The organism is Streptomyces sp. NPDC048659 (assembly GCF_040650575.1).
In the GTDB taxonomy this organism is placed as follows: Bacteria; Actinomycetota; Actinomycetes; order Streptomycetales; family Streptomycetaceae; genus Streptomyces.
The window spans coordinates 13,733-27,145 of the sequence record NZ_JBEZHM010000056.1 but is presented as its reverse complement, the minus strand read 5'-3'; the positions used below and the strand labels follow the sequence as shown (position 1 = coordinate 27,145).

12 protein-coding genes are annotated in these 13,413 nt (G+C 75.5%); 4 read left to right on the top strand and 8 right to left on the bottom strand.

Annotated features, from left to right (window positions below):
* Window positions 1-37: 37 nt before the first annotated feature.
* Complete coding sequence (locus tag AB0C99_RS31810) at window positions 38-958, top strand: hypothetical protein (RefSeq protein WP_362482563.1); 921 nt, start codon at window positions 38-40, stop codon at window positions 956-958.
* 22 nt (window positions 959-980) lie between these two features.
* Here AB0C99_RS31810 and AB0C99_RS31805 read toward each other — a convergent pair whose 3' ends face one another.
* The 3 genes from AB0C99_RS31805 to AB0C99_RS31795 all read right to left on the bottom strand — a co-directional run bounded on the left by AB0C99_RS31805 (window position 981) and on the right by AB0C99_RS31795 (window position 3,011).
* Complete coding sequence (locus AB0C99_RS31805) at window positions 981-1,289, bottom strand: AzlD domain-containing protein (RefSeq protein ID WP_362482560.1); 309 nt, start codon at window positions 1,287-1,289, stop codon at window positions 981-983.
* Window positions 1,286-2,020 (bottom strand): AzlC family ABC transporter permease, encoded by a 735-nt coding sequence (locus AB0C99_RS31800; protein WP_362482557.1) that lies wholly within the window; start codon window positions 2,018-2,020, stop codon window positions 1,286-1,288. Before AB0C99_RS31800 ends, AB0C99_RS31805 begins: the two co-directional genes overlap by 4 nt.
* A 112-nt stretch (window positions 2,021-2,132) precedes the next feature.
* Complete coding sequence (locus AB0C99_RS31795; protein WP_362482554.1) at window positions 2,133-3,011, bottom strand: AraC family transcriptional regulator; 879 nt, start codon at window positions 3,009-3,011, stop codon at window positions 2,133-2,135.
* Between the two features lie 90 nt (window positions 3,012-3,101).
* On the opposite strand from AB0C99_RS31795, the gene AB0C99_RS31790 reads away from it, so the two are divergent.
* From AB0C99_RS31790 to AB0C99_RS31780, 3 genes are all read left to right on the top strand, one after another.
* Complete coding sequence (locus AB0C99_RS31790; protein WP_362482552.1) at window positions 3,102-7,793, top strand: DEAD/DEAH box helicase; 4,692 nt, start codon at window positions 3,102-3,104, stop codon at window positions 7,791-7,793.
* 59 nt (window positions 7,794-7,852) lie between these two features.
* A complete protein-coding gene (locus AB0C99_RS31785; RefSeq protein WP_362482550.1) occupies window positions 7,853-8,641 on the top strand; it encodes a DNA-formamidopyrimidine glycosylase family protein in 789 nt (262 codons plus the stop codon).
* Window positions 8,642-8,793: 152 nt separating this feature from the next.
* Window positions 8,794-9,558 carry an SDR family NAD(P)-dependent oxidoreductase gene (locus AB0C99_RS31780; protein ID WP_362482547.1) on the top strand — a complete coding sequence of 255 codons (765 nt, stop codon included), beginning with the start codon at window positions 8,794-8,796 and terminating at the stop codon, window positions 9,556-9,558.
* Here the strand turns inward: AB0C99_RS31780 and AB0C99_RS31775 are convergent.
* The 5 genes from AB0C99_RS31775 to rimO all read right to left on the bottom strand — a co-directional run bounded on the left by AB0C99_RS31775 (window position 9,506) and on the right by rimO (window position 13,386).
* Window positions 9,506-9,817, bottom strand: coding sequence for a hypothetical protein (locus AB0C99_RS31775; protein WP_362482544.1), 312 nt, complete (start codon window positions 9,815-9,817; stop codon window positions 9,506-9,508). The two genes, AB0C99_RS31780 and AB0C99_RS31775, sit on opposite strands and share 53 nt — an antisense overlap.
* Before the next feature lie 324 nt (window positions 9,818-10,141).
* Window positions 10,142-10,516 (bottom strand): helix-turn-helix transcriptional regulator, encoded by a 375-nt coding sequence (locus AB0C99_RS31770; RefSeq protein WP_362482542.1) that lies wholly within the window; start codon window positions 10,514-10,516, stop codon window positions 10,142-10,144.
* Between the two features lie 109 nt (window positions 10,517-10,625).
* The gene (locus AB0C99_RS31765) at window positions 10,626-11,159 is read right to left on the bottom strand and encodes a CinA family protein (RefSeq protein ID WP_362482539.1); all 534 of its coding nucleotides are present in this window, start codon (window positions 11,157-11,159) and stop codon (window positions 10,626-10,628) included.
* Window positions 11,156-11,830 carry a CDP-diacylglycerol--glycerol-3-phosphate 3-phosphatidyltransferase gene (gene pgsA / locus AB0C99_RS31760; protein WP_362482536.1) on the bottom strand — a complete coding sequence of 225 codons (675 nt, stop codon included), beginning with the start codon at window positions 11,828-11,830 and terminating at the stop codon, window positions 11,156-11,158. The genes AB0C99_RS31765 and pgsA overlap by 4 nt, the downstream gene beginning before the upstream one ends.
* The gene (rimO, locus tag AB0C99_RS31755) at window positions 11,827-13,386 is read right to left on the bottom strand and encodes a 30S ribosomal protein S12 methylthiotransferase RimO (RefSeq protein ID WP_362482534.1); all 1,560 of its coding nucleotides are present in this window, start codon (window positions 13,384-13,386) and stop codon (window positions 11,827-11,829) included. The genes pgsA and rimO overlap by 4 nt, the downstream gene beginning before the upstream one ends.
* Window positions 13,387-13,413 lie beyond the last annotated feature (27 nt).

Below are 13,413 nucleotides of genomic sequence, written 5' to 3'. Positions count from 1 at the left end.
CCCTTGTCAGACGGGCTGTGCGCCCTACGGTCGGAACATGGCCGGAAAACCCCCAGAGAACGCCTCCCCACTCGCCCGGGCCGAGCACTTCGTCTGGCTGACCGCCCGCGTGCTCGAACAGCGCCGGTTCGCCTACCACTTCCTGCGCGGCGGCGCCGACCCGGTCGAGACCGCCCTCGGCGCGTACCTCAACGAGGACGGCGGCTACGGCCACGCCCTCGAACCGGACCTGCGCGGTCCGGTCAGCCAGCCGCTGCACACCGCCCACGCCCTGCGGGTGCTCGACTCGGTCGGCCGCTGCGGCGGGCTGCGGATCGAGCGGATCTGCCGCTATCTGACCGAGGTGTCGACCCCCGAGGGCGCGCTGCCCGCGATCCACCCCTCGCAGCGCGGCTATCCCGCGGCCCCGTTCGTGCCCGTCGTCGACCGGCCGCCGGGCGCGCTGCTCTCCACCGGCCCCGTGGTCGGGCTGCTCCACCGCAACCAGGTCTGGCACGCGTGGCTGTTCCGGGCCACCGAGTTCTGCTGGGCGGCCGTCGAGTCGCTGGAGAAGTCCCATCCGTACGAGGTCCAGGCGGCGGTCGCCTTCCTCGACGGGGTCCCGGACCGCTCCCGGGCCCAGGCCGCGAGCGACCGGCTCGGGCGGCTGGTGCGCGAACAGCGGCTCGCGGTGCTCGACCCGGACCGGCCGGAGGACTTCCCGGTGGCGGACGGCTACGCGCCGGGCGAGCACCACTTCCCGCACGACTACGCGCGCGTGCCCGACTCGCTGGCCCGCCGCTGGTTCACGGACGAGGAGATGGCCCGCTCCCTGGACCACCTCGCGGCGAGCCAGGACGAGGACGGCGGCTGGCCGATCGGCTGGCGGCAGTGGGCGCCCGGCTCGGCCCTGGAGTGGCGGCCGATCGTGACCGTGGAGGCGCTGCGGACCCTGCGGGCCCACGGCCGCGCGATCTGACAGCGCCCCGCGCGGGGCGCTGTCAGCCGCCCAGCGCCCGTACCCCCGCCGTGACGAGCACCGCCGCGGCGACGACCACCAGGAAGGGCGCGCGCAGGACCAGGGCGAGGCCCGCCGCCGCGAGGCCCGCGGCGCGGGCGTCCAGGGCGAGGGCGCCCTGGCTGCTGAAGGTCTGCTGGGCGGTGAGGGCGGCCAGCAGGGCGACGGGCACGAGGGCCGCGAGGCGCTGGACCAGCGGGCGTTCCAGGGTGTCGGCCGGCACCAGCAGGCCGAGCAGTTTGACCAGGTAGCACCCGGCGGCGGTGAGGCCGATGGCGAGCCAGACGTTCATCGGCCCTCCCCCGCGCGGTCGAGGCGGCCGCGGAACCAGAGCACGGCGGGCGCGGCGAGCGCGGCGGCCAGCACCGGGACACCCGCCGGCAGGACCGGCAGCAGGCCGAGGCCGAGGAGCACCGCGAGGGCCGCGGTGGCCCGCTCGGTGGCCGACTTCAGCATGGGCGCGAGCAGCGCGAGGAAGACGGCGGGCCCGGCCGCGTCCAGCCCCCAGGCGCCGGTGTCGCCGATGGCCTCGGCGCCGAGCGCGCCGAGCAGGGTGGTGAGGTTCCACAGCACGTACAGGGCGAGGCCGGTCACGGTGAAGCCGAGCCGCGCGGTGCGCCGGTCCGGCTGGGCGAGGGCGACGGCCGTGGTCTCGTCGATCACCCACTGGGCCGCGAAGGGCCGGACGATCCGCCGGAAGGCGAGCAGCTGGCTGAGCCGGAGCCCGTAGAAGGCGTTGCGGGTGCCGAGGAAGAACGCCCCGGCGGCGGCCGTGAACGGGTTCCCGCCCGCCGCGAGCGCGCCCACCAGGGCGAACTGTGAGGCGCCGGTGAACACCAGCAGGCTGAGCGCGCAGGTCTGGAGCAGGCTGAGGCCCGCGCCCGCGGAGGTGACGCCGAAGGCGAAGCCGGAGAGCCCGACGGCGACGCCCACCCCGAGGGCGTCACGGACGACGGCCGCGTCGCTCTTCCCGGGGGGTGCGGATGCTTCGCGTATGTGCGGGGGTGCTGTCTGTTCTGCCACGTCGGGGACGGTACGGGAGGACGGCGGACGGAGTCTTGTACGTTCTTGCGCACCCCACCGGCGTACCAGCGCGCCCGCCGGCCGTCCCGGGCGCCGACGCGTACTCCGCCCGTTAGCGCCGGGCGCGCTGGTACGCCCCCGGGGGCACGCCCACGCTCCGGGTGAAGTGCCGGTTGAGGTGCGGCTGGTCCGTGAAGCCGACGGCGACGGCGGCCTGCGCCGGGGGCGTGCCCGCGTCGAGCAGCCGCCGGGCGCGCCGGACCCGGGCGTCGGTGAGCCAGGTGTGCGGCGGCATCCCATAGGCGGCGCGAAAGGCCCTGAGCAGCGCGAAGGGGCTGGTGCCGAGCTCGGCGGCGAGCCGTTCCAGGGTCGGCGGCTCGGCCATCCGCTCCTCCAGGACGGCCCGCGCGCGGGCCGCGTCCCGGGCCCCGGCCGCGCGCGGGGCCAGCGGCCGGACCCGCCCGCCGTGGCTGCGCAGCATCCGCGCGGTCACCAGCCGCAGCAGGCTGTCGGCGGCCAGCGCGTTGCCCTCCTCGGCGGCCCGGTGCACCCCGATGACGAGCTGGGCGGCGTACGGGTCGTCGACGACCGGATCCACGAAGCCGACGGCGCCCCGCACCGCGAGGGTGTCGGCGGCGATGGCGGCGACCAGCTCGGCCTCGGGGTAGATCGTGCGGTACGTCCAGCCCTCGGGCACCCCGGCGTGCCCGGTGTGCGGGGTGTCCGGGTTGACCAGGGCGATCTGCCCGGGTCCTGCCCGGACCAGGTCGCTGCCGTAATGGAAGGCTTCGACGCCCTCGGTGATCGCGGCGAAGACGAAGCTCTCGTGGGTGTGCCGGGCGAACTCCTTGCGGACGTAGTGCGCGTGCAGCAGGTCCACGGAGAGCCCGGCCGGGCGCCAGTACCGCGCCCGCTCGCCGCGTCCGACCGGCTCGCCCGCCGCCGCGTGCTCCCGGGCCGCGCGTCCGTGCCCCGCGTCGCCGTTCGCCATGCCCCCATTCTGCGCCACGCCGCTCCGCCGCCACGAGCCGGTTTCCCCAGGTCCGGGCGGTTGTCAGTGCCGGGGTGCACGATGGGGGGCATGGTCAGGTCCGCGCTCGACTCGTTCTCCCCCGCGACCCGCGGCTGGTTCACCGGGGCCTTCACCGCGCCCACGGCGGCGCAGGAGGGCGCCTGGCAGGCCATCGGCGCGGGATCGGACGTGCTGGTGGTCGCGCCGACGGGTTCGGGCAAGACGCTCGCCGCCTTCCTCGCCTCGCTCGACCGGCTGGCCGCCACGCCCCCGCCGGCCGACGCCAAGAAGCGCTGCCGGGTGCTCTACGTGTCGCCGCTGAAGGCGCTCGCGGTCGACGTCGAGCGCAATCTGCGCTCGCCGCTGACCGGCATCCGCCAGGAGTCGGTGCGGCTCGGGCTGCCCGAGCCGGACGTGCGGGTGGGCATCCGCTCCGGCGACACCCCGCCCGCCGAGCGGCGGGCGCTGGCGACCCGGCCGCCGGACATCCTGATCACCACGCCCGAGTCGCTGTTCCTGATGCTGACCTCGGCCACCCGGGACGCCCTCGCGGGCATCGAGACGGTCATCCTGGACGAGGTCCACGCGGTCGCCGGGACCAAGCGCGGCGCGCATCTGGCGCTCTCCCTGGAGCGGCTCGACGAGCTGCTGCCCCGGCCGGCCCGCCGGATCGGCCTGTCGGCGACGGTCCGGCCGGTGGAGGAGGTGGCGCGCTATCTCTCGCCGCAGCGGAAGGTGGAGATCGTCCAGCCCCCGTCCGGCAAGGAATTCGACCTGTCGGTGGTCGTGCCCGTGGAGGACATGGGCGAGCTGGGCGGCTCCCCCGCCTCGGACGCCTCCGGCGGGGCGCAAGGCGGCGACCGGCCGTCGATCTGGCCGCATGTGGAGGAGCGGATCGCCGACCTCGTGCAGGCCCACCGCTCGACGATCGTCTTCGCCAACTCCCGCCGCCTCGCCGAGCGCCTGTGCAACCGGCTGAACGAGATCGCGTACGAGCGGGCCACCGGCGAGGCCCTGCCCGACGGGAGGCCGCCCGCCGAGATCATGGCCCAGTCGGGGTCGGCCCAGGGCGCCCCGCCGCTGCTGGCCCGCGCGCACCACGGCTCGGTCTCCAAGGAGCAGCGGGCCCTGGTGGAGGAGGACCTGAAGGCGGGCCGGCTGCCCGCCGTGGTGGCCACGTCCAGCCTGGAGCTGGGCATCGACATGGGCGCGGTGGACCTGGTGGTGCAGGTCGAGTCGCCGCCCTCGGTCGCCTCCGGGCTCCAGCGCGTCGGCCGCGCGGGGCACCAGGTGGGGGCCGTGTCCACGGGCGTGGTCTTCCCGAAGTACCGGGGCGACCTCGTCCAGGCGGCCGTGGTGACCGAGCGGATGCGCAGCGGCTCCATCGAGTCCCTGCGGGTCCCGGCCAACCCCCTGGACGTGCTGGCCCAGCAGCTGGTGGCGACGGTCGCGCTGGACACCTGGCAGGCGGACGACCTGCTGGCGCTGGTCCGGCGGGCGGCGCCGTTCGCCTCGCTGCCGGAGTCGGCGTTCACGGCGGTCCTGGACATGCTGGCCGGCCGCTATCCCTCGGACGCCTTCGCAGAGCTGCGACCGCGCGTGGTGTGGGACCGGGTGGCGGGCACGGTCACCGGCCGCCCGGGCGCCCAGCGGCTCGCCGTCACCTCGGGCGGCACGATCCCGGACCGGGGCCTGTTCGGGGTGTTCCTGGCGGGCGCCGACCCGAAGAAGGGCGGCGGCCGGGTCGGCGAGCTCGACGAGGAGATGGTGTACGAGTCGCGGGTCGGCGACGTCTTCACGCTGGGCACGACGTCCTGGCGGATCGAGGACATCACCCGCGACCGGGTGCTGGTCTCGCCCGCGCCGGGCGTGCCGGGCCGGCTGCCGTTCTGGAAGGGCGACCAGCTCGGCCGGCCGTTGGAGCTGGGCCGCGCGGTGGGCGCCTTCCTGCGCGAGGTGGGCTCGCTGCGGCCGGACGACGCCCGGCTGCGGCTGGTGGCCGCCGGTCTCGACGCCTGGGCGGCGGACAACGTGATCGGCTATCTCGCCGAGCAGCGCGAGGCGTGCGGGCACGTGCCGGACGACCGCACGATCCTGGTGGAGCGCTTCCGGGACGAGCTGGGCGACTGGCGGATCGTCATCCACTCGCCCTTCGGGGCGCAGGTGCACGCCCCGTGGGCGCTGGCGCTCGGCGCCCGGCTCGCCGAGCGGTACGGGATGGACGCGCAGGTGATGCACGCCGACGACGGCATCGTGCTGCGCCTGCCGGACGCCGACCTGATGGGCCTCGACCTCCTGGACGGCGCCCCGGGCAGCGGCCCGAGCGGCTCCGGCGGCCCGAGCGGCGGCGGCCCGGTGGACCCGGGCCGCTTCGCGGACACCGCCTTCGACGGCGAGCAGGCGCCCGTCGGCGCCGCCGACGCCGTCTTCGACAAGGGCGAGATCGGGCAGATCGTCACCGACCAGGTGGGCGGCTCGGCGCTGTTCGCCTCCCGGTTCCGCGAGTGCGCCGCGCGCGCCCTGCTGCTGCCCAAGCGCAATCCGGGCAAGCGCACCCCGCTGTGGCAGCAGCGCCAGCGGGCGGCGCAGCTGCTGGAGGTGGCGAGCGAGTTCGGCTCCTTCCCGATCGTCCTGGAGGCGGTGCGCGAGTGCCTCCAGGACGTCTTCGACGTCCCGGGCCTCACCGAGCTCATGGGGGACATCGAGGCCCGCCGGGTCCGCCTGGTCGAGGTCACCACCCCCGAGCCGTCCCCGTTCGCCCGCTCCCTGCTCTTCGGCTACGTCGCCCAGTTCCTGTACGAGGGCGACTCGCCGCTCGCCGAGCGCCGCGCGGCGGCCCTGTCGCTGGACTCCCGGCTGCTCGCCGAGCTCCTCGGGCAGGCGGAGCTGCGCGAGCTGCTCGACCCGGACGTGCTCGCCGAGCTGGAGCGCGAGCTCCAGTGGCTGACGGAGGACCGGCGGATCAAGGACGTGGAGGGGGTGGCCGACCTGCTCCGGGTGCTGGGGCCGCTCACCGACGCGGAGCTGGCCGCGCGGGGCGCCCACCCCGACTGGGCGCCGGAGCTGGGCCGGGCCCGCCGGGCCATCCGGGTGCGGATCGCGGGCGCCGAGCACTGGGCGGCGATCGAGGACGCGGGCCGGCTGCGGGACGCGCTCGGCACGGCGCTGCCGGTCGGGGTGCCCGAGGCGTTCACGGAGCCGGTGAAGGACCCGCTGGGCGACCTGCTGGCCCGGCACGCCCGGACCCACGGCCCCTTCACCTCCTCGTCCGCCGCCGCCCGCTTCGGCCTGGGCACGGCGGTCACCGACGGCGCCCTCCAGCGGCTGGCGGCGGCCGGCCGGGTCGTGCAGGGCGAGTTCCACCCCTCGGGCATCGGCCAGGAGTGGTGCGACGCGGCCGTGCTGCGCCGGCTGCGGCGCCGCTCCCTCGCGGCCCTGCGGCACGAGCTGGAGCCGGTCGCCCCGGCCGCCCTCGCCACGTTCCTGCCCCAGTGGCAGCACCTGGGGAGCAGCAGCCTGCGCGGGATCGACGGCCTGGCCCGCGCGATCGAGCAGCTCCAGGGCGCCCCGGTGCCGGCCTCGGCCCTGGAGAAGCTGATCCTGCCGTCCCGGGTGCGGGACTACTCCCCGGCCCTGCTCGACGAGCTCACCACGACCGGCGAGGTCGTCTGGGCGGGCGCGGGGGCGCTGCCCGGCAAGGACGGCTGGATCTCGCTGTATCTGGCGGACGCGGCCCCGCTGCTGCTGCCCCCGCCGCACCCGCTGGAGCAGACGGCCCTGCACGAGTCCCTCCTGACGACGCTCTCCGGGGGGTACGGGCTGTTCTTCCGCCAGATCGCCGACCAGGTGCGGGCGGCCACCCACCCGGACGCGACGGACCCGCAGCTCGCCGACGCGCTGTGGGACCTGGCCTGGTCGGGACGGCTCACCAACGACACGCTGGCCCCCCTGCGCGCCCTGCTCGGCTCGGGCCGCACGGCCGGCGCCACGGCCCACCGCGCCCGGCGCACGGTCCCGCGCGGGCGGTACGGGACGCTGGGCGCCGCCTCCCGTCCGGCCTCCCGCACGGGGCCGCCGACGGTGAGCGGCCGGTGGTCGCTGCTGCCCCCGCCGGAGCCTGAGCCGACGCACCGGGCGCACGCCCTGGCCCGCACGCTCCTGGACCGGCACGGGGTGGTGACCCGGGGCGCGGTGGCGGCCGAGGGCGTGGCGGGCGGCTTCTCGGCGACGTACCGGATCCTGTCCGCGTTCGAGGACAGCGGCCAGGCCCGCCGCGGCTATGTGGTCGAGGGTCTCGGCGCGGCCCAGTTCGCCATGGACGGCGCCGTGGACCGGCTGCGCGCGGCGGCCACCGCGCGGGACCGGGGCGTCGAGGAGGGCGCGTGCCCGCGCGCGGTGGTCCTGGCGGCGGCCGACCCGGCGAACGCGTACGGGGCCGCCCTGTCCTGGCCGGAGCCGCCGACGGGCGCCGGCCACAAGCCGGGCCGCAAGGCGGGGGCGATGGTCGTCCTGGTCGACGGCGAGCTGGCGCTCTACATGGAGCGGGGCGGCAAGACGCTGCTGTCCTGGCCGACGGACCCGGACTCCCCTGTGCTGCGGGCGGCGGCGGAGGCCCTGGCCTCGGCGGCGAAGGCGGGCTCGCTCGGCACGGTGACGGTGGAGCGGATCAACGGGGCGGCGGCCCTGACCTCCCCCCTGTCCCGCGCCCTGGAGACCGCGGGCTTCCACGCGACCCCCAGGGGCCTCCGCCTGCGCGCCTGACCAGCGGGCCCGCGCGGGGCGGGCCGCTCCCCCGCCGCTCGCCGGGGCATCATGGCCCCATGCCCGAAGGAGACACCGTCTGGTCCGTCGCCCACCGGCTGGACGAGGCGCTCGCGGGGCGGGTGCTGACCCGCTCCGACCTGCGGGTGCCCCGGTTCGCGACCGCCGATCTCACCGGCCGGCGGGTGCTCGACGTCACGCCGCGCGGCAAGCACCTGCTGGCCCGGATCGAGGGCGGGCTGACGCTCCACTCGCATCTGCGGATGGACGGGGCGTGGCGAGTGTTCGCCACCGGGCAGCGCCCGCGTGGGGGCGCTGAGCACCAGCTCCGGGCGGTCCTGGGGAACGCGGAATTCACCGCGTACGGCTACCGGCTTCCGGTCCTGGAGCTGCTGAGGACCGCCGACGAGGCGCGGGTGGTGGGCCATCTCGGCCCTGACCTGCTGGGCCCCGACTGGGACGCCGGGGAGGCCGCCCGCCGCCTGGCCGCCGACCCGGCGCGCCCGCTCGGCGAGGCGCTGCTCGACCAGCGCAACCTCGCCGGGATCGGCAATGTGTACAAGTCGGAGCTGGCCTTCCTCGCGACCGTCACCCCCTGGCTGCCGGTCGGCGAGCTGCCGCCGGGCGTCCCCGAGCGGCTGGCGGTCACCGCCCACCGCCTGCTGGAGGCGAACAAGGCCCGCCCGGACCGCCGCACCACCACGACCGGGCGGTCGGGGGAGCGGCTGTACGTCTACGGCCGCGAGGGCCGCGCCTGCCCGCGCTGCGGCGCCCCGGTCCGCAAGGCGGAACTCGACGACCGGGTGACGTACTGGTGCCCCGGCTGCCAGCGGGGCCCGGGCCCGTGAACACCCTGCCCACACACACCCACCCGGCCCGAGCCGCGTCCCCCGGCTCGCCCCCGGCCGCGCCCCCGCCGCCGCTCCGGCCTGCCGTCCCACCCGGATCCGCCCGCCCCCACCAATTGACGCCCCGTCAGATCCAGTCGTACCGTCCGGGCATGGCCCTCACCGCGTACGACCTCACCGGCCGCACCGCCTTCGTCACCGGCGCGGCGAGCGGCATCGGCCGCGCCACCGCGGAGCTGCTCGCCGAGGCGGGCGCCGCCGTCCACTGCGCGGACCGCGACGAGGACGGCCTCAAGGAGACCGCGGCCCGGATCGGGCGGCGCGGCGGCACCGCGCACGTCCACGCGCTGGACGTCACCGACCGCCCGGCCCTCGCCGCCGCCGTGCGTGCCGCGGGCCCGCTGCACGTGATGGCGGCGGTCGCCGGGATCATGCACACGAGCACGGTCCTGGAGACCCGCGAGGAGGACCTGGACCGGGTCCTCGCGGTCAACTTCAAGGGCGTGCTGCACGCCTGCCAGGAGGCGGCGGGCGCCATGATCGAGCACGGTGTCCCCGGCTCCATCGTGACCATGGCCTCCGGCGCGATGGACACCGCGAGCCCAGGGCTGCTCTGCTACAGCGTCGCCAAGGCGGCCGTGGTGCAGCTGACGAAGACGCTCGCCGCCGAGGTGGGCCGGCACGGCATCCGGGTGAACGCGGTGGCGCCGGGCTGGATCCGCACCCCGATGACCGACCGCCACGAGCCGGCCGCGCAGGAGCAGGCCGAGGCCGTGATGGTCCGCGTCTCCCCGCTCGGCCGGGTCGGCGAGTCCGCGGAGATCGCGCACGCGGTCCTGCACCTGGCGTGCGACGCCTCGTCGTTCACGACGGGCCAGATCCTCCGCCCCAACGGCGGCGTCGCGATGCCGTGGTGACCGGGCGCTCCGGCACCTCCCCGGGAGTCCCCTGAGCGTCCGGGCGCCCCGAGGCCGCCGCCCGCCGTCGCGAAGAGGCGGCCACGTGCACCGGCAACAGGCTCAGCCCCCAGCCGCCCGCGGCCACCGCCCCCTCGACCGGTCCCGCCTCCCCCGGCACCAGCAGCAGGCGCAGCACCGCCCACCACCAGAGCCCACCGGCCACCAGCCCGACCGCGACCAGCGTGAGCGTCACCAGCGGAACCCGTCGCCGTACCATGGCCGCCTCCTCCGGTCGACGCTAGTGCGGCAGGATCACCCGGCGGGAGGGCGCACCGGAGGCAGACCGGGCGCGCGGAGGGAACGTCGAGCGCCGTATCGCGCAGGCGTGGGGCATAGGGGTCTCCTGCCGGTCGTCCGTCCCCCCGCCGTGCCCCCACCATGGCACGCCCCACCGGGACCCGGCATCTCCAGAAGGCCGATCCCCCCGGTCCGGAAAACCGATCCCGCCCCAGCCGCCCTCACCCCAAGCGAAAGCCCCGCCCGGCACCCCCTCAGGGGATGCCGACCGGGGCTCGGTCGCGCACCATCGAAATCGTCGGCCTCAGGCCGCGACGACGTCCACTGCCTCGGCGGGCGCCTTGATGGTCACCCGCTCGGTGGACACCGACGTCACCGAAACCGCGTTCAGCATCGGGCGGACCGGCGACGGCACCGGTTCGCTCGCCGCTGCCGACGCGGCCAGTTCGGCCAGTGACAGCTCGTCGCTGACTTCTCGCATGAGCTCGGACATCCGTACGTCCAGCGCGTCGCAGATCGCGGAGAGCAGCTCGGAGGAAGCCTCCTTCTGCCCCCGCTCCACCTCGGAGAGATAGCCGAGTGAGACTCGGGCGGACGAGGAGACTTCGCGCAGAGTACGGCCCTGGCGCTGGCGCTGCCGACGCAGCACGTCACCCAACAGGCGACGGAGCAGAATCATCGGTGGCTCCCTCCTCGGACCGCGTAGCCGCATCCTTCACGCCCCACCGTACCGCCTCGCGCCGCGGCCGTGCGGGGAGCGATGTCGTGTTCACTCATGGCTGCAAACATCAATCTCCCCCGTTCTGTTCCGTATCCTGTGCCCGCGCATTTTCCGGGTGTTCTCCGCCGAGCAGCTCTCGGAGCAATTCGAGCACGCTCCGCACGCTCTCTCTACGGATTTCCGCGCGATCGCCGTTCAATCGCAACGAGGCCACCTTGCCCGCCCCGCAGCGCTCCCCCGAGGGCCCGGCGACGGCCACGTAGACCGTCCCCACGGGCTGTCCGTCCTGCGGATCGGGCCCCGCGACCCCGGTGGTCGCGATGCCCCAGTCGGCCCCCAGTCGGGTCCGCACACCCGCCGCCATCTGCAGCGCGACCTCGGGATCGACCGCGCCGCGCTCCGCCAGAAGGGTGCCGTCGACGCCGAGCAGCAGCGCCTTGAGCGGTGTCGCGTAGGCCGTGACGGAGCCGCGGAAGGTTTTCGAGGCCCCGGGGACCCCGGTCAGCTCCGCGGCCACCAGACCGCCCGTGAGGGACTCCGCGGCGGCCAGCGTCTGGCCCCGTTCCGCGAGCAGCTCCAGCACCCGGGCGGCTTCGTTCATCGTCCGTCCGCCTCCGCGGCCGCCGCCGCGCGCTCCGCGGCCAGTCCTCGGCGGCGCAGCACGACGGCCTGCCGGACGTAGTCGAGTCCGGTGACGACCGTCAGCACGACGGCCACCGCCATCACCCAGAAGCGCAGGGTGGCGAGTGGACCGGTGAGCATCAGCACGTACATGCCGACCGCCGTGCCCTGCGCGAGGGTCTTCATCTTGCCGCCGCGGCTGGCCGGGATGACCCCGTGCCGGATCACCCAGAACCGCATCAGGGTGATCCCCAGCTCCCGGGCGAGGATCACGCCGGTGACCCACCACGGCAGGTCGCCGAGGTACGACAGGGAGACCAGGCCGGCCGCCATGATCGCCTTGTCGGCGATCGGGTCGGCGATCTTCCCGAAGTCGGTGACCAGGTTGTACGTGCGCGCCAGGTGCCCGTCGAAGACGTCGGTGATCATGGCGACGGCGAACGCCGCCCACGCCCAGGCGCGCCAGGCCGGGTCGTGCCCGCCGTCCTGGAAGAGCAGCACCACGAAGCCGGGCACGAGCACGAGCCGGACCATGGTGAGGATGTTCGCGATGTTCCAGAGGCCCGCCTGCTCGACGGCCGCAGTGCCCAGCTTGCCGCGGGGCGCCGGCGTACCGGACCCGCCCGTCGCGGATGCCGGGACTCCGGTCATCTGGCCGCCTCCTCGGCTCCGGGGCCCTGGGGCTCGCCCAGGACGTCGCAGCACTCGGCCACCAGGTCGACGCCCTCGGTGTCCACGACCTTGGCCGTGACCATGCGGCCCGGGGCCAGGCCGAGGCCCTCGGCGGAGTCCGCCGGGAGCAGCACCTGGCCGTCGGTCTCGGGCGCCTGGTGCGCGGCGCGGCCGATCCAGCCGTCGGCCTCCTCGTCGAAGGACTCGACCAGCACCTCCAGGGTCTCGCCGATCCGCTCCTCCGCGCGCTGGGCGGTGAGCTCCTCGGCGAGCCGGGAGAGGTGCGCGAGGCGCGCGTCGACGACGTCCTGGTCGAGCTTGTGCTCGTACGTGGCGGCCTCGGTGCCGTCCTCGTCGGAGTAGCCGAAGACGCCGATGGCGTCGAGGCGGGCGTGGGTGACGAAGCGTTCCAGCTCGGCGAAGTCCGCCTCGGTCTCGCCGGGGAAGCCGACGATGAAGTTGGAGCGGGCGCCGGCGGTCGGGGCCTTGGAGCGGATGGTCTCCAGGAGCTCCAGGAAGCGGTCGGTGTCGCCGAAGCGGCGCATCGCCCGCAGCACGTCCGGGGCGCTGTGCTGGAAGGACAGGTCGAAGTACGGGACGACCTTCTCGGTCGAGGTGAGCACGTCGATCAGGCCGGGGCGCATCTCGGCGGGCTGCAGGTAGCTGACCCGGACGCGCTCGATGCCGTCGACGGCGGCCAGCTCGGGCAGCAGGCTCTCCAGGAGGCGGATGTCGCCGAGGTCCTTGCCGTACGAGGTGTTGTTCTCGGAGACCAGCATGACCTCCTTCACACCCTGCTCGGCGAGCCAGCGCGTCTCGTTCAGCACGTCCGAGGGGCGGCGCGAGACGAAGGAGCCGCGGAAGGACGGGATGGCGCAGAAGGAGCAGCGGCGGTCGCAGCCGGAGGCCAGCTTCACGGAGGCCACCGGGCTGGTGTCCAGGCGGCGGCGCAGGGGCGCGCGGGGGCCGGAGGCGGGCGCCAGGCCGTCGGGGAGGTCGGTCGGCACGTTCTCCGGGGCGACGGGCGCCTCGGGCGCCTGCGGGGCCTCGGCGGCCGCTGAGGCCCCGTGGCCGGGCAGGGCCACCGACGTGGCGGCCTTCTGGCGCTCCACCGGGGACAGCGGCAGCAGGCTGCGCCGGTCACGCGGGGTGTGCGCCTCGACACTGCCGCCGCTGAGGATGGTCTGGAGGCGGTTGGAGATGTCGGCGTAGTCGTCGAAGCCGAGCACGCCGTCGGCCTCGGGGAGCGCGTCGGCGAGTTCCTTGCCGTAGCGCTCGGCCATACAGCCGACGGCGACGACGGCCTGGGTGCGGCCGTGGTCCTTCAGATCATTGGCTTCGAGGAGGGCGTCGACGGAGTCCTTCTTGGCGGCTTCGACGAAGCCACAGGTGTTGACGACGGCGACGTCTGCGTCCTCGGCGGATTCGACGAGCTCCCAGCCGTCCGCTGCCAAGCGGCCTGCGAGCTCCTCCGAGTCCACCTCGTTACGGGCGCAGCCGAGAGTGACAAGGGCGACGGTACGGCGTTCGGGCATGGACTCAAGACTACTTCGTCCCGGCCG

What these genes read in the sequence shown, in the direction of transcription:
- AB0C99_RS31810 (WP_362482563.1), top strand. Translation starts at nt 38, where the DNA reads ATGGCCGGAAAACCCCCAGAGAACGCCTCCCCACTCGCCCGGGCCGAG.
- AB0C99_RS31805 (WP_362482560.1), bottom strand. Translation starts at nt 1,289, where the DNA reads ATGAACGTCTGGCTCGCCATCGGCCTCACCGCCGCCGGGTGCTACCTG.
- AB0C99_RS31795 (WP_362482554.1), bottom strand. Translation starts at nt 3,011, where the DNA reads ATGGCGAACGGCGACGCGGGGCACGGACGCGCGGCCCGGGAGCACGCG.
- AB0C99_RS31790 (WP_362482552.1), top strand. Translation starts at nt 3,102, where the DNA reads ATGGTCAGGTCCGCGCTCGACTCGTTCTCCCCCGCGACCCGCGGCTGG.
- AB0C99_RS31785 (WP_362482550.1), top strand. Translation starts at nt 7,853, where the DNA reads ATGCCCGAAGGAGACACCGTCTGGTCCGTCGCCCACCGGCTGGACGAG.
- AB0C99_RS31780 (WP_362482547.1), top strand. Translation starts at nt 8,794, where the DNA reads ATGGCCCTCACCGCGTACGACCTCACCGGCCGCACCGCCTTCGTCACC.
- AB0C99_RS31775 (WP_362482544.1), bottom strand. Translation starts at nt 9,817, where the DNA reads ATGGTACGGCGACGGGTTCCGCTGGTGACGCTCACGCTGGTCGCGGTC.
- AB0C99_RS31770 (WP_362482542.1), bottom strand. Translation starts at nt 10,516, where the DNA reads ATGATTCTGCTCCGTCGCCTGTTGGGTGACGTGCTGCGTCGGCAGCGC.
- AB0C99_RS31765 (WP_362482539.1), bottom strand. Translation starts at nt 11,159, where the DNA reads ATGAACGAAGCCGCCCGGGTGCTGGAGCTGCTCGCGGAACGGGGCCAG.
- pgsA (WP_362482536.1), bottom strand. Translation starts at nt 11,830, where the DNA reads ATGACCGGAGTCCCGGCATCCGCGACGGGCGGGTCCGGTACGCCGGCG.
- rimO (WP_362482534.1), bottom strand. Translation starts at nt 13,386, where the DNA reads ATGCCCGAACGCCGTACCGTCGCCCTTGTCACTCTCGGCTGCGCCCGT.